This window comes from Mesobacillus sp. LC4 (assembly GCF_053543455.1).
In genome coordinates, this window is the sequence record NZ_JBGCUB010000004.1 from 235,446 (window position 1) to 256,246 (window position 20,801).

The window sequence follows — 20,801 nt, forward strand, 5'->3', positions numbered from 1 at the left end:
GATCTGGCCACATGGACTAGGGCATGTGCGGAAATCTAATTTTTAAGTTGCAGAGGAAGAGCAGTTTCTGATAAAATTAGTACCAAGTCATAATAATTGATAATAAATTTAGCTAAATAGACAGAATCCAAGATAAAAGGAGATGGATCCCATGAATGCAGGGATAACTGGGGTTGGGCGGTACTTGCCGGAGGAAGTTGTAACAAACCTTGATCTGGAAAAAAAGATGGATACTTCGGATGAGTGGATCCGGACAAGAACAGGGATTGAAGAAAGAAGAATTGCTGGCGACGATATGGATACATCGGATTTAGCCTATCGTGCTGCTGTCGAAGCCATCAGCAATGCGGGGATTTCAGCAGAGGACCTTGACTTGATTTTAGTGGCGACTGTTACACCTGATCAGCCTTTCCCAACAGTATCGTGCATGCTCCAGGACCAGTTGGGTGCAAAAAAAGCTGCCGCAATGGATTTGAGTGCTGCATGCGCCGGGTTTATGTATGGAATGGTTACAGCCAAACAATTTATTGAGGCGGGCACTTATAAGTATGTTTTAATAGTAGGTGTAGAAAAGCTTTCCAAAATTACGGATTGGAATGACCGTAACACAGCAGTGCTGTTTGGTGATGGAGCCGGAGCGGTTGTCATGGGGCCTGTTTCCGAGAACAGAGGAGTGCTCTCTTTTGAACTGGGGTCTGATGGTTCCGGAGGAAAGCACTTATATCAGGATGATTATATCGTCATGAACGGTCGGGAAGTCTTTAAATTTGCGGTTAGGCAAATGGGGGAAAGCAGTATCAATGTACTTGAAAAAGCCGGTCTCTCAAAAGAAGATGTTGATTTCCTGATTCCCCACCAGGCAAATATCAGGATTATGGAAGCTTCTCGCCAGCGGCTTGAGCTGCCGGTAGAAAAAATGTCAAAGACCGTCCATAAATACGGAAATACATCTGCTGCGTCGATTCCAATCTCGCTTTTTGAGGAATTGGAAGCAGGAAAGATAAAAGATGGAGATGTCGTAGTAATGGTTGGCTTTGGCGGCGGATTGACATGGGGCGCGATCGCCATGCGATGGGGTAAATAAACTGATTATCATATGAACTCTATATAAATTAACAGTACGAATAAAGGAGATGCAATAATGATGGAGAAACGCAGAGTTGTTGTTACAGGGATCGGGGCTGTTACGCCTCTTGGAAATGACGCAGGAACTACCTGGAATAATATCATTGAAGGAGTATCAGGAATCGGTCCGATCACTAGATTGAATGCAGATGACTTCCCTGCAAAAGTGGCGGCAGAAGTAAAAGAATTCAATGTTGAGAACTTTTTAGACAGAAAAGATGCCAGGAAGATGGACCGATTTACTCATTATGCGGTGGCGGCTTCATTGATGGCTGTGAAAGATTCAGGCCTTGAGATCACAGACGAAAATGCTCCTCGTGTCGGTGTATGGATCGGATCAGGAATCGGCGGGATGGAGACATTCGAGCAGCAGCACGAAACGTTCATGAACAGAGGATACCGCAGGGTCAGTCCTTTCTTCGTGCCGATGATGATTCCTGATATGGCAACAGGACAGGTTTCCATCACTCTTGGGGCAAGAGGATTTAATTCTTGTACGGTCACAGCATGTGCAACTGGAACCAACTCTATCGGCGATGCATTTAAGGTCATCCAGCGCGGTGATGCAGACGTTATGGTTACTGGTGGCGCAGAAGCACCAATTACGAAGATGTCTTTCGCAGGTTTCTGTGCAAATACTGCTCTTTCTACGAACCAGGATCCGCAAAAAGCGAGCAGGCCTTTCGACAAAGATCGAGATGGGTTTGTAATGGGTGAGGGAGCTGGAATCGTTGTCCTTGAAGATTTAGAGCACGCATTGGCGCGTGGAGCTAAAATCTATGCTGAAATCGTGGGTTATGGCGCAACTGGTGATGCATACCACATTACCGCTCCAGCACCTGAAGGAGAAGGCGGCGCAAGAGCTATGAAAATGGCCCTTGACGATGCAGGCCTTGCACCAGAAGAAGTTGGGTATATCAATGCACACGGAACAAGCACTGAATATAATGATAAATTCGAAACAATGGCCATCAAGACAGTATTTGGCGAGCATGCATACAAGCTTGCAGTAAGCTCAACCAAATCGATGACAGGCCACTTACTTGGTGCAGCAGGCGGAATCGAAGCGATTTTCACAATCCTCGCTTTGAAAGAAGGAATCTTGCCGCCAACAATCAATCTGGATACACCGGACCCAGATTGTGACCTCGATTATGTGCCGAACGCAGCGCGCAAGCAAGAGGTTAATGCAGCAATCAGCAACTCACTGGGCTTCGGCGGCCACAACGCCACAATTGCTTTCAGAAAATACGAAGTATAATAAGCTTCGAGGTGAGCTCCTCGAAATATTAAAGCAGAAACCCTGATTAATTGGGTTTCTGCTTTTTTATTTAGCAGGCAGGGCATATGGCATTGCCCGAAAATGATCCAGCAATCAAGTTTCGGTAAAAGGAACCCTTCCATAGTCCCCATTTCATTTGACTGTCCATGTGTCCCTCCTCTATAAACTGGATTAAAGCCCCCGAGACTAAACGGAAGAAATACCTAAATCTATTTTCCTGAAAAAGTATTTTTCGTTCAAAATACATATTATTAACAAACGTCCACGGAATATTCTCTTAAAAAAAGTAATGAAAGTGTAATAAAAGAACAGTGTTTCTAATAATTAATAATTATCAGAATCTTCACCTGAGCAGAAAATCATTTCTTTTTATATCAATTCAATTGGATAGGCGGTGTGCAAGAATCGTGACAGCCTTATTGGAGCTAAAGAATCTTAAAACCTATTTTAAAAGGAAAAAGACAGTGATTCCAGCAGTAGATGGAGTGGACCTTGTCATCAATAAAGGGGAAACTGTCGCACTGGTTGGTGAGTCGGGGTCTGGAAAGAGTATTACTTCTCTATCAATCATGCGATTGATTCCCAGTCCACCCGGGGAAATTGTGGACGGGCAGATTCAATTTGATGGCCGGGATCTTGTCAAGGCAAGTGAGGAGGAAATGTGCAGGATTCGCGGCAATGATATTTCGATGATTTTTCAGGAGCCGATGACATCGCTGAATCCTGTGCTTACCATTGGGGAACAGATCACGGAGGTACTGACATACCACCAGGGACTCAATCAGGTGATGGCAAAGAAAAAGGCAATTGAGATGCTTGAACTCGTTGGTTTTTCCCGTGCGAAGGAGATCATCAATGATTATCCACATCGTCTTTCTGGAGGGATGCGGCAGCGAGTGATGATTGCGATGGCGATGAGCTGCAACCCGAAGCTTTTGATTGCAGATGAGCCGACAACAGCATTGGATGTGACCATCCAGGCGCAAATCCTCGACTTGATGAAGGACTTGAGTACGAAATTCAATACATCCATTCTGATTATCACACATGATCTCGGAGTGGTGTCTGAAGTTGCTGACCGAGTCGTCGTCATGTATGCAGGCCAGGTCGTGGAAGAAGCGATGGTGGAGGATTTATTTGAAAATCCCCTCCATCCTTACACGAATGGCCTTATGGGTTCAATTCCATCAATAGACGAGGATCATGAACGGCTTGCCTCCATTGAAGGAAATGTTCCTTCACCCGAGAATTTGCCAAAAGGCTGCCGTTTTGCACCACGATGCCCACATGCTTTTGACCGCTGTTTCAATGAAGCTCCGAGTCTTCTGAGGAAATACAGTACCAGGTCTGTAAGGTGCTTTTTACATGATGGCAAGGAGGTGGAAAAATGATCTCAACAAGTGAATCACCGGAAAATAAAACAATGGAAAATAGCTCTGGAATCTTGCTTGAACTACAGGATTTAAAGAAGCACTTTCCTATCAAATCCGGATTGCTGCAAAAGACAGTTGGTCATATAAAAGCAGTTGATGGAATAAATTTGAAGGTGAATAAGGGAGAAACATTGGGAATCGTCGGAGAATCTGGCTGCGGTAAATCGACTGTCGGAAGAACCATCATCCGACTCTATGAACCTACTGATGGAAAAGTCATCTTCAATGGCAAGGATATCTCCCATCTTTCTGAAAGCGATCTGCGAAAGGATGTACGCAAAAATATCCAGATGATTTTCCAGGATCCTTTTGCTTCCCTCAATCCGAGGAAGACTTTGAGATCGATCATCAGGGAGCCCCTTGATACTCATCATATCTACAGAGGTAAAGAGAGGGACGAACGTGTCGAGAGTCTATTGGAAAAGGTAGGCCTTAATGCTTCTTTTATCAACCGTTATCCACACGAATTTTCCGGAGGACAGCGGCAGAGAATTGGGATAGCCCGGACGCTGGCATTGAATCCGGAAATGATCATAGCAGATGAAGCAGTATCAGCACTGGATGTCTCGATTCAGGCACAAATCATTAATTTGATGGAGGACCTTCAGGAAGAATTCGGTCTTACTTATATCTTTATCTCTCATGACCTGAGTGTTGTCAGGCATATAAGCGACAGAGTAGGGGTTATGTACCTCGGGAAAATGATGGAGCTTGCCTCCAAGAATGAGCTCTATGCGGAACCGCTGCATCCTTATACTCAAGCATTGCTTTCTGCTGTGCCGATTCCAAGAAAGAAAGGTGTCATGAAACGGGAGCGGATCATCCTGAAAGGGGAGCTTCCAAGTCCGTCAAATCCACCCAAAGGGTGTGTATTCCATACAAGGTGCCCTGCTGCATATGACCTTTGCAAACAAGTGAATCCTGACTTTAAAGAAGTCAAGAGCAATCATTTTGTCGCCTGCCATCTATATACATAGGGCGGCTGCAGGATTTGAAGGGAGGAGATAGAAACACCTTTCTGCTTGTCTAGAATACTAGTAAAAAATTTAAGGGGGAAAAAATGTGAAATTAAGAAAAGCTTCCTGGTTGTTAATTAGTCTTACCCTGATCCTGTCGATCTTCCTTACAGCATGTACAGGAAATCAAGCTGAGGATCCAAAAGAAACTCCTGGAGATGATGGCAAGAAAGAAGAAGAACAGGCTTCAGGTCCGCAGCAGGGCGGGGATTTGATCATTGGTTCCACTGGAGCGCCTACCGTTTTCAACCCGCTTTATTCAACAGATACATCTAGCTCTGATATTGAAGGCTTCATTTATGACAGCCTTGTATCATCGGATACCGAGTTCAATCCGACAATGAGCATGGCGGAGTCAATTGATATTTCTGAGGATGGGCTGACATTCACAGCCAAATTGAAAAAGGGAATCAAATGGCATGATGGAGAAGAGTTCACTGCAGATGACGTGGTATTCACATTCAGCATTCCAAAAGATCCAGATTATAATGGTGAGCGCGGATCTGCCTTTGAAGCAATGGAATCTGTTACAAAAGTAGATGATTATACTGTCGAGTTCAAGCTGAGCAAGAAGGATGCTTCCTTCTATCCAGTTTCGTTAAGCTACTATATCCTGCCTGAGCATATCCTTAAGGATGTTCCAGTTGCCGAGCTTGGGGAGCATGAATTCAATACGAAGAGTCCGATTGGGACTGGTCCATTCAAATTCGTTGAATGGAAAGACGGAGAGTATGTAAAAGTAGAAGCATTCGATGATTACTTCAAAGGCCGCCCATACCTGGATACACTAACGTATAAAATTGTACCTGACATGGATGCCATGATTGCACAGATCCAGGCTGGCGATATCCACTTTGCAGCCGGAGTTCCGGGGACAGATATTGAAACGGTCAAATCATTCCCTGGTGTAAAGGTTGAATCGGGTCTAGCACTTTCGTACACATATTTGGGATACAACCAGAAAAATGAGCTGTTCAAAGACAAGAAAGTCCGTCAGGCAATCACTCACGCAATTGACAGGGAAGCAATCGTCAGCTCTGTCATGAACGGAGACGGAAAAGTGGCGCATGTTCCGGAAAGTCCACTATCGTTTGCCTACAATGATGATGTTCCTAAATTTGAATTCGACGTTGAAAAAGCAAAGTCATTACTGGCTGAGGCTGGCTGGAAGGATTCAGATGGTGACGGAATCCTAGACAAGGACGGCAAGAAGTTCTCATTTACGGTAAAAACAAACCAGGGCAACAAAGTAAGGGAAGATATTGTCGTCGTCCTTCAGGAGCAATTGAAGGAAGTCGGAATCGAAGCGAAGCCTGAAATCGTTGAATGGAGCGCGTTCATCGAGCAAATCTCGGCTCCAAACTGGAATTATGACGCCCTTGTCCTTGGCTGGAGCTTGTCTACATTCCCGGATCAGTATGATATTTTCCATACAAGCCAGATGGAAGAAGGCTTGAACTTCGTCTGGTACTCCAATCCGGAGGCAGATAAGCTGATGGAAGAAGCGAAGCAGATTCTTGATCAGGATGAGTATAAAGAAGCATATGCCGACATTTATAAGATGCTGGCAGAAGACCAGCCGTACACTTTCCTTTACTATCCAAATGTCCACAGGGTCATGCCGGCTAATCTCGAAGGCTATGTATTCCATGCGAAGGATGATTTCTTTGAAATCTCCAAGTGGTGGCTGAAACAATAGGATCAGAATGGGAGGGAAGGGAGAATCCCTTCCCTTTCATATTTTCAGTTTTGAGAAAGATAAATTTTCACTTTGAGAATTGTCCAGCTCCTGCGCCTAGCCCCTCGAGACGCATGTCTAGTGTCGCCTCCTAGAAACTCCGAAACTTCAACTCCGCCGGCAGAAGCAAAAAGCGCTTCTTTGTCGGAGTCTCCAGTTTCTGCGTTTCTGTTCAGTCGGCTATACTTTTCGATTTCGGTCCGCCCAATGAAGTCAAAGAACGACTTCACCGGTCGGCCCTCCAGCGCTTGTCGGGACTGACCAAGGCGCATGCGCTTTTCTTATTATCTCTTATTTTTTAAAGGAGAATTGCCATGCTATCTTATATCATTCGCCGAATACTGATGGCCATTCCTTTGCTGCTGGGCATTACCATCGTATCTTTTGCCATCATGAAGCTGGCCCCCGGAGATCCGGCCAGCTTGATGATGGATCCGACGATCAGCCCTGAGGACAAGGCCCGGTTCATGGAAAGGTACGGTCTCAATGATCCGATCCATATCCAGTATTTAAAATGGCTGGGAGCGATGCTGCAAGGGGACTTTGGAACTTCATTGATCCGTAAAGGAGTTCCAGTAATCGAAATGATCATGAACAGGATGCCGAATACTATTTTATTGATGGTTGTTTCGACAGTGCTGGCCTTGTTGATTTCGATTCCATTTGGTGTCATATCGGCTACAAGACCCTATTCAAAGCTTGACTATTCAGTAACCGTTACTTCGTTTCTCGGAGTTGCAACACCAAACTTCTTCCTGGGCTTGATCCTGATCATGGTTTTTGCCGTCCAGAATAACTGGTTCCCGACAGGAGGGGTGGCAACACTGAATGCCCCGTTCAGTCTCTGGGACAGGATCCATCATTTGATCATGCCGGCATTCGTTCTGGCTGCCGCAGACATGGCAGGACTCACGAGGTATACAAGATCGAGCATGATGGAAGTGATCAAGCAGGATTATATGAGGACAGCGAGGGCTAAAGGCTTTAAGGAGAACAAAGTCATCTATAAGCATGGCCTTCGAAATGGACTGATTCCAGTCATCACGATTTTTGGACTGATGATTCCTTCCTTCATTGGCGGGGCCGTCATTGTTGAAAAAATCTTTACTTGGCCAGGGATTGGTTTGTTATTCGTGGATTCTGCGTTCCAGCGCGATTATCCGGTACTGATGGGATTGACTGTCATCTCGGCAGTATTCGTCGTCATCGGAAACTTGATCGCGGACATCCTGTACGCAATATTTGATCCAAGGATCGAGTATTAAAGGGGAGGTAAACATGGCAAAAACAAATCTAGCCGGAAATCAATCTGGCAGCCTTGAATTGCATGGTGTCAACACCTCGCATGACACAATGCTTGGGATCATTGTCAGGAAATTTGCGAAAAATAAACTTGCCGTATTTGGCGGCATTTTCCTGATTATCATCATAACTGCAGCTCTGTTAGCGCCAGTGATTGCCCCATACTCACCTTCCAAGCAGAACCTGCTTTTAAAATTGCAGCCGCCGAACAGTGAGCATTGGCTTGGGACGGACAGGTTTGGCAGGGATGTATTTTCAAGGCTTTTATATGGAGCAAGGATTTCATTATTGGTCGGATTCGCATCGGTTCTGGGCTCCATTACGATTGGCACCTTCCTTGGAGCTGTAGCGGGCTATGTTGGCGGGATTGTTGATGCGATAATTATGAGGTTTGTCGATATCATTCTATCGATTCCATCCATTTTCTTATTGATCACTTTGGTCACGATCTTCAAGCCGGGCGTTGATAAGCTGATTCTGATTTTCGCGCTCCTGGGATGGACAACTACTGCACGACTTGTCAGAGGTGAATTCCTCTCACTAAGGTCGAGAGAATTTGTCCTTGCATCCAAAACGATAGGCACGAAGACGCCTACGATTATTTTCTCTCATATCTTGCCAAACGCGATGGGCCCAATCATCGTATCCGCTACACTGGCAGTAGGCTATGTCATCCTGGCAGAATCAGGATTGAGCTATTTGGGACTGGGAATACAGCCGCCGCACGCAAGCTGGGGAAATATGCTTCAGGATGCACAAAATTTTACGATTCTCTTGAAATCATGGTGGTATCCACTGGCCCCAGGATTGATGATCCTGCTGACTGTCATTTGTTTCAACTTTGTCGGGGATGGACTGAGGGATGCTCTTGACCCGAAGATTAACGAATAAAATTTGGTCTCAGTTTGAGCATGATAGAAAACCTATACAATCAGTGAAAAGCCAGGGTTCTCTCTGGCTTTTATCTTATGTTGGGAAAATTTCTTGGTGTGAAAGACGCTTCCGAACCATTGGCTGCTATTTTCATAAAATGAGTGTAAAAAAGGAAGTCAGTGGAGGGAATGCAATGTGATTGTGAGGACAGACAAATGGCTTGAATCTGATTTTGATAATACAAAGAAGATGTGTGAAAAACTGCTTGACCATTTTCACGGAGCCGATGATCCAAAAAAAGTCTACTCTTATTTAAAGAACTTTGGCATGTACAAGCCGGATCGCAAAAACAAAAGAATTTTCGAGGAGCTGAAAACGGAAGCATACTGGAATCGGATAGGGGTGATTTTTAATAAATACAAACGAAAATGGAATGGACCGGATATTCCGATTTTCATTTTTCCAATGGATCAATCGAATGCCAGGTTAATGAGGGAAGGGAAAGGGAAATCTGGCCTATCCTTCATAGATAAAATGTTCCTCTTTCTGACCCCGATCGATGATGAGAAAGAGCTGGAGGCATTGTTTGTACATGAATACCACCATGTATGCAGGATGAAGGCACAAAAGAAAAACCCTGAAGAATATACTCTTCTCGATTCAATGATCTTAGAGGGCTTAGCTGAGCATACTGTTGCCGAAAATTGCGGTGAAACTTATACAGGGGACTGGAGCAGGCGATATTCGACAAAAAAACTGGCTGATTCTTGGGAAAAAGATATTGAAAACAAGCTTTCAATTACAAGGAAAGACCGTGAACATGATGAAATTCTGTTTGGATTAGGCAGCAGGCCGAGGCTCCTAGGCTATGCGATTGGCTATGAATTAGTAAAACAATATAAACAACATAGAAATTTTACTGAAAAAGCATCATTTAAGATTCCTTCATCTGAATTTACAAAGTTAATAAAATTTTTATAATTTTTAGATATTAAAAAACCCAGTAACCACGGGTTTTTTTGTTGTGTTAGAAAAATTATAAATTTCCCAATTGAAAAAAAAAGTATTGCAAATGTAATAAAACTGTAATAACATTTTATTAAAATATATCGAATTTGCAGAATATTTTATTATTTAAAATGTGAGAAGGTGTCCAAATGAGCAACTATTCAATACATAATGAAGCACCTTTGCTGGAAGTCAAGAACCTTGAGACAGCATTTAATATCGATGGCGAATTTCACAACGCTGTTGACAAGGTAAGCTTTGCTGTCAAACCAAGGCAGATTGTCGGGGTTGTTGGCGAATCAGGGTGCGGGAAATCAGTTATGAGCTTATCGGTCATGCAGCTCCTTCCAAAAGGGGTTGGAAAGATTCGTGGTGGCGAGATTGTTTTCGAAGGAGTTCATCTCGAACAGCTATCCGAAAAGGAAATGAATAAAATCCGCGGACGTGACATTTCAATGATCTTCCAGGAGCCGATGACATCGATGAATCCAGTTTTTACAATAGGATTCCAGCTGCAGGAAGTATTGTTTAACCACACGAAAATCTCTAAAGCCGAAGCAAGGCAGAAAAGCATCGCGCTATTGAAAAGCGTAGGCATTTCTCGTCCTGAGAAAATCGTAGATGAGTATCCGCATCAGCTATCCGGTGGTATGAGACAGAGGGTCATGATTGCGATGGCAATTGCAAACCAGCCGAAGCTTCTTATTGCGGACGAGCCTACAACAGCATTGGATGTAACAGTCCAAGCCCAGATTCTTGACTTGCTTAAGAGTATCCAGGAAGTAAATGATATGTCCGTCATCATGATCACGCATGATCTTGGCGTTGTTGCAGAGATGTGCGATGAAGTCATCGTTATGTATGCAGGCCGGATTGTAGAACGTGCTGATGTTGACACACTTTTCTATAACCCGAAGCATCCTTACACAGAATTGATGATGGGTGCCATTCCTAAGATGGATGAGGATAAAGAAGAATTAAGCTCGATCAAGGGAATCGTCCCGTCGCTAAAAAATATGCCTGCAACTGGCTGCCGTTTCGCAAACCGTTGTCCGAAAGCAATGCCAGAGTGTACAAGTATCACTCCACAGCTTGGAGAAGTCGAGCAAGGACATGAAGTGGCGTGCATTCTATATGAAGCAAGTATGCCAAAAGAAGGGGTTAAGGCATAATGAGCAATACAACTTTAACAGAAAAAGAGAATTTGCTGGAAATTAAGAATCTGAAAACCTATTACCCTGTCAAAGGCGGATTCTTCCGCCGCACAGTTGGGAATGTCAAAGCTGTCGATGATATTTCATTCGAAATCAAAAAGGGTGAAACATTAGGTCTCGTAGGAGAATCAGGCTGCGGCAAATCAACAACTGGTAGAACAATCATCAGATTGTTGAATGCGACAGATGGGGAAATCATTTTTGAAGGCAAGGATATCACTAAGTTAAGAGGCAAGACACTTCAGTCGATTCGCCAGGATATCCAGATGGTCTTCCAGGATCCTTACGCTTCACTTAACCCGATGCAAATGGTCGGTGACATTGTCTCTGAACCTATCCGGAACTTCAAGAATGCTAGTATGAAAGACTTGAAAAATGAAGTGATGGATTTATTAACAAAAGTTGGTCTTCCTGAAGATGCTTACTATAAATATGCCCATGAATTCTCGGGCGGACAGAGACAAAGGATTGGCATTGCCAGAGCGCTTGCGTTGAGACCTAAGCTGATCATAGCTGATGAGCCGGTATCGGCCCTTGACGTATCCGTCCAATCCCAGGTTCTTAATTTATTGAAAGAGCTTCAGAAGGAATTTGACTTAACTTTCTTATTCATCGCTCATGACCTTAGTGTCGTTAAGCATATGAGTGACCGGATCGGCGTAATGTATCTCGGCAATATGGTTGAAATTGCCGATCGCAACAGCATGTATGCTGAGCCGCTCCACCCATATACCCAGGCTTTGATTTCAGCCATTCCAATGCCGGATCCGCGCAGGAAGAAGGAAAGGATCGTACTCGAAGGGGATGTGCCAAGTCCATTGAATCCTCCAACAGGGTGCCCATTCCATCCGCGCTGCCCAGCTGCGATGGCAGAGTGTTCTCAAGTGAAGCCAGCTTTAAAGGAGGTGAAGCCAGGACACCGAGTTGCTTGCCACCTTTACTAGGGCAATAATTTTTGCAAAAAAATACAATAAAAAAACGGGGGGAAAACCATGAAGAAACCATTGCTTTGGCTAGCTATGCTAGTACTGGTTTTATCAACATTCCTTGCTGCGTGCAGCGGAGGAGACAAAGAGAAGACAACAGCTGATCCAAAAGAGGACGACAAAGACAACGCAGCAGAAGAAACAGGACCGCAAGATGGCGGTACATTGACTTACGCTTTAAGCTCTGAGTTCAAAGGCCTTTTGAACTGGAACTTCTACGATGCTGACGGAGACGATGACATCATCGCATTCTTCGACGATGCATTGATCGACTATGATGAGAACCTTAAGGCTGAGCCAAACATCGCTAGCTGGACTACTGATGACAACAAGGTTTTCACTTTCACTTTTGAAAAAGGCGTAAAATGGCACAATGGCGAAGAATTGACAGTTAATGACTGGGTATTCGCTCTTGAAACAATCGCTACTCTTGGTGGAGAACACCAACGCTGGTCTAACGTAAACACAATCGAAGGTGCAAAGGACTTCAACGAAGGAAAGACTGACAAGATCGCTGGTCTTGAAGTTGTTGATGACTATACTTTGAAAATCACTTTTGACAAAGCTCGCGTAAACAACCTTGAGAATGTTTGGGCTTACCCGCTTTCTCGCAAGGAATTTGAAGGAATCGATCCTAAGGATATGGCTGCTTCTGAGCAGGTTCGCACTAAGCCTGTAGGAACTGGTCCATTCAAAGTTGCAAAAGTTATCCCTGGTGAATCAGTAGAGCTTGTTAAAAACGAAAACTACTGGAAAGGTGCTCCGCACTTAGACAAGATCGTTGTTAAAGTTATCGATTCTTCACTTACTACTGGAGAACTTAAGAATGGAACTCTTGACATGACTCCATTCCACCCAACAGTTCTTCCTGAAATCGAAGCACTTGATAACGTTGAAGTTGTGAAATTCCCTGGCTTATCATACTACTACATCGGTTTCAAACTTGGTAAATACGATGGCAAGAAAAACGTAATGGACAAAGATAAGTATGCAAGCAAAGAATTGCGCCAAGCTATGCTTTTCGCAATCAACCGCGAAGAGTGGGTAGATGCGTTCTTCAGTGGATTAGGAAAGCCACTTAACCGTCCTATCCCAACTTCACACTGGATTGCTGCACCTAATGAAGATATGCCGATCCAATATGAATACAACCCAGAAAAAGCGAAAGAAATCCTTGATAAAGCTGGATATGTTGATAAAGACGGAGATGGATTCCGTGAAGATCCAAAGGGAGAAAAGTTCACTGTTAAGTTCTCTCACTATGCAACTGGAAACCCAACTTTCGAAGCACGTGCAAAAGCTATGACTCAGTATTGGGAAGAAGTTGGCTTGAAGTCTGAGCTTCAAATGACAGATGTTAACCTTTACTATGATCAGCTTGAAAAAGATGACCCAGCTCTAGAAGTATTCTATGGCGGATGGGGAACTGGTGCAGATCCGGATCCACTACCACTTTGGGGTATTGAATCTGTATGGAACTACCCACGTTGGGTAAACGAAGATGCTCAAAAGCTTCTTGAAGACGCTGTTGACCTTGAAGTAGTTGGAACTGACGCTGAAAAGCGTGCAAAATTGTATTCTGACTGGCAGAAGATCTTCAACGAAGAAGTACCTGCACTTCCAATCCTTGAACTAGAAGAAGTTATGGCTGTTGCTAAGCGCGTTCAAGGCGTCAAGTACGACGTTTCTGGTTCTAACTCACCTCATGAATGGTGGATCAAGCAATAATCATTAGGTACCACCTATTCAGTTAAGGAGAATGCATATGCTTAAATACAGTTTACGACGCATACTCGGCATGATTCCTATGCTTTTCCTTATCTCTATTGTAGTGTTTTCCCTGGCGAAACTTATGCCAGGGGACTCACTCAGTGGGGAGATCGATCCGAACAATACGGATCCGGCATACATAGAGGAGATGCGCGAGAAGCTCGGTTATAATGACCCAGTACACATTCAATATTTCACATGGATCACAAATTTCATGCAGGGAGACTTCGGTAAATCAACCCGTTATAAAATCCCGGCAAGTGAAATCATTGGCGAACGTCTGCCAAATACAATATTTTTAGGCTTTTCAAGTATTCTAATAACTTATGTTTTAGCGTTTATCATGGGTATTTATGCCGGAAGGAAGCCATATACACTTGGCGATAACGTCATAGGTACCGCCAACTATATTGGATTGGCCCTCCCTTCATTCGTTGCAGGGGTGTTCGCCATCTATTTCTTCTCATTTAATTTAGGCTGGTTCCCTTCAAACGGTTCTGTTGATATTTCAACGACAGAAGGTACAGCTGCATATTGGTTAAGCCGAATTCATCACGTTTTCTTACCAGCACTTGTATTAGGTTTATTGAGTACCGCAAGCTATACGCAATTCCTGCGTAATGACATTATAGAAAACAGCCGTAAGGATTTTGTAAGGACGGCACGTGCTAAAGGCACACCTGAAAAAAAGATTTACAATCAGCACATCTTACGTAATTCAATTATTCCACTGATTACATTCCTTGGATTCGATATCGTTGCATTGGTCGGTGGAGCAATCATCACCGAAACAATCTTTACCTATCCTGGTATCGGTCAATTATTCTTGAACTCTGTCAGCCAGAGAGACTATCCAGTCCTTATGACACTGACAATGATGTTCTCATTCTTGACATTGTTTGGAAACCTGGTTGCAGACATACTATACGGAATCGTAGACCCAAGGATCAGGCTTGATTAAGGAGGATGGCTATGGAAGTTTCTACAGCAAATAATACACAGATTAACCTGAAGCCGGAAAAAGGCTTGTCTCCTTGGGCCATTGCTCGCAGAAAGTTTATTAAAAACAAACTGGCGATGACAAGCTTGATCTTTTTGATCTTCGTAACCGTTGTTTCTTTCCTGGCTCCATATATTACTACCATTGATATTACGAAAATCAATATTGGTTCAATGTCACTTAAGCCATCTGCTGAACACTGGCTTGGAACAGACAAAAATGGACGTGACGTTTTCACGAGATTATTATACGGCGGAAGGGTATCTCTTTTAGTCGGAATTAGCTGTACATTATTCGTTATCTTTTTCGGAACAATTGTAGGGTCAATCGCAGGATACTTCGGAGGAATCGTGGATAGCATGCTCATGCGTTTTACTGATTTCGTTCTGAACTTCCCATTCCTGGTTTTCGTAATCGTATTGGCTACAATTTTCCATGGTAAAGTCAATGGTCTTGTCATCCTGATCATGGTTATCAGCTTGCTGAGCTGGGGCGGGGTAGCAAGGATTGTCCGAAGCAAGATTTTAGCGGAGAAGGAGAACGAATATATCCTTGCTGCAATCTCAATCGGATGTTCACCATTTAAAGTCATCACAAAGCATTTACTACCTAACGTTCTTTCAACAATCATCGTACAAGCAACAATCTTGTTCGCTTCCATGATTGTCGCTGAAACAGGACTAAGCTTCTTGGGATTCGGTGTACCATCCGAAATTCCATCATGGGGTAACATGCTTGCATTCGCAAATGAACCAGACGTATTACAAGGAAAGCCGTGGATCTGGATTCCACCAGCACTTGCTATCACACTAACGATTTTGTCCATCAACTTCGTAGGTGAAGGCCTAAAAGATGCACTGAATCCAAGATCACGCCGTTAAAAAATCTACCATACAAAGGTAGATTTTTTATTTTGCCTATTTTTCGATTTGAGTGCACCTGTTCGGACAAAATGACAGGTCTGAGCGCTCAAAATGTCTGAAGTGGGATTAACTTCGGACAAAATAGCAAGCCCGACGGCCGGAAAATGTCCGAAGTAGCTCCCTAGCAATAAACTAAACAAATCTGTTCAACCTATACTGAATGAATTTAAGTCCTTTTTGAGTACTTCCTAACCAACTTCCTTCATATAAATGATAAAAAATGGACAGGCCGGGGTGAGGTATGTGAGTGATGTGAATAGTTGTTTTAAAGCGAGTAAATTTTATGATTTTTAGGCTTTTTGTTTTGACGATTGGATTTGGCTTGGCGGTTTCTGGTGGGATCAGCGCAATCGCCTATTTAAATATGCTGACAGCGGGCCATGGGTTGGATGAGTATCTTTCCTTTATATCTCGGAGAGTAGAGTGCTATTTCCTTCCAGCAGGAATCGGGATCATTTGGTTAAGCATTTATTGGCCCCATAATGATGATATAAATTGATCTTCCTTTTAAGGAATATTTTTACTAAGTGCTGCCCATACTGATGGACAAACAGTTTCTTGAAGTGAGGGGTTAATAATCATGTTGTATCTTCATGATGTCTGGGTAAACTGGTTCGAAGGGGAAGAGAATGGCTATAATGTCTGCCATTTCCACGAATGGCGGAAGGACGATGGCGTTGAGCTGCTTGACCAGGTGCCGCTTCTGAAAATTGACCATTTGTTATTTAATTACATTGAGAATGATTTATCAGAGCTGCCTCAACAGCTTCTGGATGACATTTACCGTAAGGCCTATTTGCGGAAGAATCATGAACGGACTCAGCTTGATTACTGCTTCGTCGTATCAGATGGAACGGGAATCCTGGCTGTCGACACGATCGGCTATAATATTCCCATTCGAAAAAGCCGGCTCATCCCTCGTCAGGAGCAGCTAGTGTACGAAATGATTGAAAATCAGGATACGATTCAATACGGGTTCAATGATCAAAGTGCATTAAAAGATTTCCATATCCTATCACCTTCTCCCGAATTAATGAGTGGATTGACCCGGAAGGAAAGACAGTTAAAGCAATTATTGTTCATGGCCATGGATCAGCTGAATTCTTCAAAAAATGTAGCTGAAGTCCGATACTGGTTCACTGAATGGAAGCCTGAATTATATGAAGAAATTCAGCGTCGCTCATTCGAAGATGTATGGGAGCAGTTATATGAAGAAACTAAGTTTGGCTGGTCAGATAAGCACGAGAAATTTTGCGAAAACATCATCAAAGGACAGGCCTTTTTCGAAAAACTTTGGGAAATGGAGCACGGACCAAAAGTAAATTGACAAAGCATTTGTATTTGCTTGACTAAAAACGGAGCTGACCTTGTGTCAGCTCCGTTTATTATTATCTGCGTTTACGGCCAAGGCCCATCGCATTTTCCATTTTCTTAAGCATTTTGTTCGCGACGTGGTTTGCTTTTTCAGCACCACGATCAAGAATTTCATCCAGTTCAGCAGAATCGATCAGCTCGTAGTATTTTTTCTGGATTGGTTCGATGACATCGACAACAACCTTAGCAAGGTCACCTTTGAAATCTCCGTACCCTTTACCCTCATAGTCTTTTTCAATTTCCGCAATTTCTTTACCGGTTAAGATAGAATAGATGGATAAGAGGTTTGAAATGCCTGGCTTGTTCTCTTTATCATATTTTACGATGCCTTCAGAGTCGGTTACTGCACTTTTGATTTTCTTTTCGATTTGCTTTGGTTCGTCAAGCATGGAGATGAAAGCCTTGCTGTTAGGGTCCGACTTGCTCATTTTTTTCAGTGAATCCTGTAAGGACATAACTCTTGCTCCGACCTTAGCGATGCGCACCTCTGGAATCGTAAAAATGTCATTGAATTTCTTATTGAAACGTTCAGCTAGATCTCTTGTCAGCTCTAAATGCTGCTTCTGGTCTTCGCCAACTGGTACGAGATTCGTACTATATAGAAGGATATCTGCTGCCATAAGCGGGGGATAGGTTAAAAGACCGGCTGAGACAGCTTCTTTCCCGGTGGATTTATCCTTGAATTGCGTCATCCTTTCAAGCTCGCCTATATAAGCAACGCACTGCATCATCCATCCTGCCTGAGCATGTGCCGGCACTTCCGACTGGATGAATAAAGTTACTTTCTCAGGATCAATTCCTGATGCGATATACAAGGCTGCAAGGCTTTTGATATTCTTGCGAAGCTGCAAGCGGTCCTGCGGTACGGTAATTGCATGTTGATCAACGATACAGAAATAACAATTATATTCTTCCTGAAGTTCTGTGAATTGCTTCATTGCACCGATGTAATTGCCAAGTGTGATGGTGCCGCTTGGCTGGATTCCTGAAAATATAGTTTCCATGATAAATTCCTCCTACGAATATATAGTCTATTCTACTGTCTGTAATCTATAAGATTTACCACAAACAGTCGAAAAAGAACACAAAAAAGACCATTCGCCCCTAATATATAGGGACGAATGGTCCGTGTTGCCACCCTAATTACTCACGAATGAGTCACTCTGCCCATGCCGATGCAGCATGGATTCCTTTAACGCAGGATTACGCCTGGATCTACTATAGTGTTCGAACCAGAAGCTCAAAAGTCCATTCCATCTGCCAGGCTGTTTGTTCCCACCAACCACAAACTCTCTGAAAGCCTTGAACAGATGTACTACTCTTCATCATTGCTCTTTTTGGATTAGATTTATTAACAATGATTATAAGCAAATCCTCAAGGATAAGCAAGGCACCATCAGAATTTTATAAATAATAAACGTACAATGTTGCAAGCATCACGATAAAGTCAAGCAACCCCACCAAAAACAGGGGGTTTGCATTTATGGTCACGAGTTCTGATAATGGCGTCATTTCAGTAAAGGACTTTTTTTTCTCTTCTTTTCCGGCAAATACAGTCCGGAAAGAATATGAAATAGCGTCGAAGAAACCTGAGTTAACTGTAAAGACTATAAGCGAAGTAAAAAGCAGGATGCTAGCAATGTAAAAAGAGATATTTACATAACTGAGCAAGGTAATGCTCTGTTGATAGACAAGTGATAGGATCAAAACCAATAATTGTGAAATGAAAAAACCAAAAAAAATTTTCCCAAATCTATTACGCATTTTTCTAATTCTCCCTTATATTGTTATTTCGTAAAAGTAATTTTGTGTATAACTCCTCGAAAAAAAGCAAATATTACAATATGTTACACGGTGGATTTTGCTTAATAAAGGCTTATAAGTCACCATTATAACACAATGCAAGGAGGAAATTTATTACTATTGTTTCAAAGTTGTAAATTTTTCGCGTAAAAATATTGAACATTTAATTTAATCTATGTATAATAGGGAATGTAAAAAGTTTTCAGAAAACAATAATAAAGAGGGGGCATATCCTTGAAAAAGTCAAAATTTTCATTTCTATTGATTTTGACTCTAGTATTCTCGTTAATCCTGTCTGCATGTAGCGGCGGCGATGACAATGCTGGAGACGAAAAGCCAGAAGATGGCGAAGGCACAACTGGCGAAACTGCTAACGTACCACAAGAATTAAGAATGTTGGATTCTTCTGCGATCCCAACAATGGACACAGTTCTTGCTGAAGGTTCTACAAGTTTCACTTACATAAACAACGTAGGTGAAGGTCTTTACCGCCTTGACCAGAACCACAAGCCAGTTCCTGCACTTGCAGATGGCGAGCCAGAAATCAGTGATGATAACCTGGTTTACACTTTCAAACTAATTGATTCAGAATGGTCTAACGGCGAGCCTGTAACAGCTCACGATTTCGTTTTTGCTTGGCAGCGCGCTATCGACCCTAAGACTGCTTCTCCATATGGTCCATACATGATGGGTGGCAAAATTAAGGGTGCTGAAGCGATCACTGAAGCTGGTTCTAAGGAAGAACCTTACGATGTAACTACACTTGGCGTTAAGGCTATTGACGACAAGACTCTAGAAGTAACTCTTGAAAAGCCAATCGCTTACTGGCAAGACCTTTTCGCTTTCCCAACATTCTATCCTCAAAACCAGAAGTTTGTTGAAGAGAAAGGCGATGCTTACGCAAGCAATGCTGAAAACTTACTTTACAACGGTCCATTCGTAATGGAAACTTGGGAAAGTACTGACGCTGAAGAGTGGGTACTAACTAAGAACCCTAACTACCACAATGCTGACCAAGTTAAACTTGAAAAGATCACTGTAAACGTGGTTAAAGATTCTAACTCTGCTGTAAACGCATTTGAAGCAGGCGAAACAGATATGACTGGATTGCTTTCTTCTGACCTTGTACCTGCATACGAAGGCGACGAGCGCATGCTTAGCTGGATGGAAGCAACTGTATTCTGGATCAAGATGAACCAGAAGAACGAAGCGCTTGCTAACGTTAATATCCGTAAAGCAATCGCAATGGGCTTCAACAAAGAAGACCTTGCAGCTAGCATCCTGAACAACGGTTCTGTTGCTGCTAACTACTTTGTACCAAAAGATTTCGTAACTCTTGATGGTGAAGATTTCCGTGAAAAGCACGGCGACCTGATTGTATTCAATGCTGAAGAAGCTAAGAAATATTGGGAAGCTGGTCTTAAGGAACTTGGCGTAGATAAGTTAGAACTTCGCTACCTTGGTGGAGACACTGAAGCAGCTAAGAAGACTGACGCTTACATCAAGAACCAGTTGGAAACAAACCTTCCTGGTTTGACAATCAATCTTGAAAGTGTTCCTTTCGCAATTCGTCTAGAGCGTGACAACGCTATGGATTATGATCTTCAATTTGCTGGATGGGGTCCTGACTACGGTAACGCATTGTCGTTCACTGACCTTTGGATCACTGACGGTGGAAGCAACAGAATGGGTTACTCAAACGAGAAGTACGATCAGTTGATCAAGGATGCTCAAGGCAAACTTGCTACTGACGAAAAAGCTCAATGGGAAGCACAGCAAGAAGCTGAAAGAATCATGCTTGAAGAAGATGCTGGTCTAGCGCCTGTTTATCAGCGTGCAGCTAACATCCTGCTTAACCCTAATGTAAAAGGGCTTGCAATCTACAACTACGGTCCTGACTACTCATTCCAGTGGGTAACAATCGAAGGCGAAGAATAATAACTGAAGCAATTTC

The 20,801-nt window shown here is 43.1% G+C and carries 19 protein-coding genes and 1 other annotated feature; of the genes, 16 read left to right on the top strand and 3 right to left on the bottom strand.

Annotated elements, in window-relative coordinates; all coding sequences use genetic code 11:
- Positions 1-151 precede the first annotated feature (151 nt).
- The 5 genes from AB5I83_RS14490 to AB5I83_RS14510 all read left to right on the top strand — a co-directional run bounded on the left by AB5I83_RS14490 (position 152) and on the right by AB5I83_RS14510 (position 6,555).
- Entirely contained in the window at positions 152-1,084 is a 933-nt protein-coding gene (locus AB5I83_RS14490) for a beta-ketoacyl-ACP synthase III (RefSeq protein WP_448976154.1), read from the top strand.
- Positions 1,085-1,144: 60 nt separating this feature from the next.
- Entirely contained in the window at positions 1,145-2,386 is a 1,242-nt protein-coding gene (fabF, locus tag AB5I83_RS14495; protein WP_448976463.1) for a beta-ketoacyl-ACP synthase II, read from the top strand.
- A 428-nt stretch (positions 2,387-2,814) separates the two neighbouring features.
- Positions 2,815-3,798, top strand: coding sequence for an oligopeptide/dipeptide ABC transporter ATP-binding protein (locus AB5I83_RS14500; protein WP_167832184.1), 984 nt, complete (start codon positions 2,815-2,817; stop codon positions 3,796-3,798).
- A complete protein-coding gene (locus AB5I83_RS14505) occupies positions 3,795-4,817 on the top strand; it encodes an ABC transporter ATP-binding protein (RefSeq protein ID WP_448976155.1) in 1,023 nt (340 codons plus the stop codon). The genes AB5I83_RS14500 and AB5I83_RS14505 overlap by 4 nt, the downstream gene beginning before the upstream one ends.
- 85 nt (positions 4,818-4,902) lie before the next feature.
- Positions 4,903-6,555, top strand: a complete 1,653-nt coding sequence (locus AB5I83_RS14510; protein ID WP_448976156.1) for a peptide-binding protein — start codon at positions 4,903-4,905, stop codon at positions 6,553-6,555.
- A gap of 44 nt (positions 6,556-6,599) precedes the next feature.
- Here AB5I83_RS14510 and AB5I83_RS14515 read toward each other — a convergent pair whose 3' ends face one another.
- Entirely contained in the window at positions 6,600-6,824 is a 225-nt protein-coding gene (locus tag AB5I83_RS14515; RefSeq protein WP_448976157.1) for a hypothetical protein, read from the bottom strand.
- Positions 6,825-6,908: 84 nt separating this feature from the next.
- On the opposite strand from AB5I83_RS14515, the gene AB5I83_RS14520 reads away from it, so the two are divergent.
- The 10 genes from AB5I83_RS14520 to AB5I83_RS14565 all read left to right on the top strand — a co-directional run bounded on the left by AB5I83_RS14520 (position 6,909) and on the right by AB5I83_RS14565 (position 16,997).
- A complete protein-coding gene (locus tag AB5I83_RS14520; protein ID WP_448976158.1) occupies positions 6,909-7,859 on the top strand; it encodes an ABC transporter permease in 951 nt (316 codons plus the stop codon).
- An 88-nt stretch (positions 7,860-7,947) separates the two neighbouring features.
- Positions 7,948-8,787 carry an oligopeptide ABC transporter permease gene (gene opp4C / locus AB5I83_RS14525; protein WP_448976465.1) on the top strand — a complete coding sequence of 280 codons (840 nt, stop codon included), beginning with the start codon at positions 7,948-7,950 and terminating at the stop codon, positions 8,785-8,787.
- 177 nt (positions 8,788-8,964) lie between these two features.
- Positions 8,965-9,750 (top strand): DUF2268 domain-containing protein, encoded by a 786-nt coding sequence (locus tag AB5I83_RS14530; protein WP_448976159.1) that lies wholly within the window; start codon positions 8,965-8,967, stop codon positions 9,748-9,750.
- Positions 9,751-9,926: 176 nt separating this feature from the next.
- Positions 9,927-10,949: an ABC transporter ATP-binding protein gene (locus tag AB5I83_RS14535; protein ID WP_448976160.1), complete on the top strand. Its 1,023-nt coding sequence runs from the start codon at positions 9,927-9,929 to the stop codon at positions 10,947-10,949.
- Positions 10,949-11,935 (top strand): ABC transporter ATP-binding protein, encoded by a 987-nt coding sequence (locus tag AB5I83_RS14540; RefSeq protein ID WP_167832190.1) that lies wholly within the window; start codon positions 10,949-10,951, stop codon positions 11,933-11,935. Before AB5I83_RS14535 ends, AB5I83_RS14540 begins: the two co-directional genes overlap by 1 nt.
- Positions 11,936-11,983: 48 nt before the next feature.
- Positions 11,984-13,705: an oligopeptide ABC transporter substrate-binding protein gene (opp4A, locus tag AB5I83_RS14545; protein ID WP_448976161.1), complete on the top strand. Its 1,722-nt coding sequence runs from the start codon at positions 11,984-11,986 to the stop codon at positions 13,703-13,705.
- 37 nt (positions 13,706-13,742) lie between these two features.
- Complete coding sequence (opp4B, locus tag AB5I83_RS14550) at positions 13,743-14,708, top strand: oligopeptide ABC transporter permease (protein WP_226644593.1); 966 nt, start codon at positions 13,743-13,745, stop codon at positions 14,706-14,708.
- A gap of 11 nt (positions 14,709-14,719) precedes the next feature.
- Positions 14,720-15,628 carry an oligopeptide ABC transporter permease gene (opp4C, locus tag AB5I83_RS14555; RefSeq protein ID WP_226644590.1) on the top strand — a complete coding sequence of 303 codons (909 nt, stop codon included), beginning with the start codon at positions 14,720-14,722 and terminating at the stop codon, positions 15,626-15,628.
- A gap of 325 nt (positions 15,629-15,953) precedes the next feature.
- Positions 15,954-16,169, top strand: a complete 216-nt coding sequence (locus AB5I83_RS14560) for a hypothetical protein (RefSeq protein WP_448976162.1) — start codon at positions 15,954-15,956, stop codon at positions 16,167-16,169.
- A gap of 81 nt (positions 16,170-16,250) precedes the next feature.
- Positions 16,251-16,997 (top strand): DUF3603 family protein, encoded by a 747-nt coding sequence (locus AB5I83_RS14565; RefSeq protein ID WP_448976163.1) that lies wholly within the window; start codon positions 16,251-16,253, stop codon positions 16,995-16,997.
- 61 nt (positions 16,998-17,058) lie between these two features.
- Here the strand turns inward: AB5I83_RS14565 and trpS are convergent, their stop codons facing one another.
- Entirely contained in the window at positions 17,059-18,051 is a 993-nt protein-coding gene (gene trpS, locus AB5I83_RS14570) for a tryptophan--tRNA ligase (protein ID WP_448976466.1), read from the bottom strand.
- A 103-nt stretch (positions 18,052-18,154) separates the two neighbouring features.
- Positions 18,155-18,382 (bottom strand) — a binding site (T-box leader).
- Positions 18,383-18,448: 66 nt separating this feature from the next.
- On the bottom strand, positions 18,449-18,808 hold the full coding sequence (locus AB5I83_RS14575; protein WP_167833825.1) for a DUF3899 domain-containing protein: 360 nt from the start codon (positions 18,806-18,808) through the stop codon (positions 18,449-18,451).
- A gap of 273 nt (positions 18,809-19,081) precedes the next feature.
- Here AB5I83_RS14575 and AB5I83_RS14580 point away from each other — a divergent pair, with 273 nt between their 5' ends.
- Entirely contained in the window at positions 19,082-20,785 is a 1,704-nt protein-coding gene (locus tag AB5I83_RS14580) for a peptide ABC transporter substrate-binding protein (RefSeq protein WP_448976165.1), read from the top strand.
- The last annotated feature ends 16 nt before the right edge of the window (positions 20,786-20,801 follow it).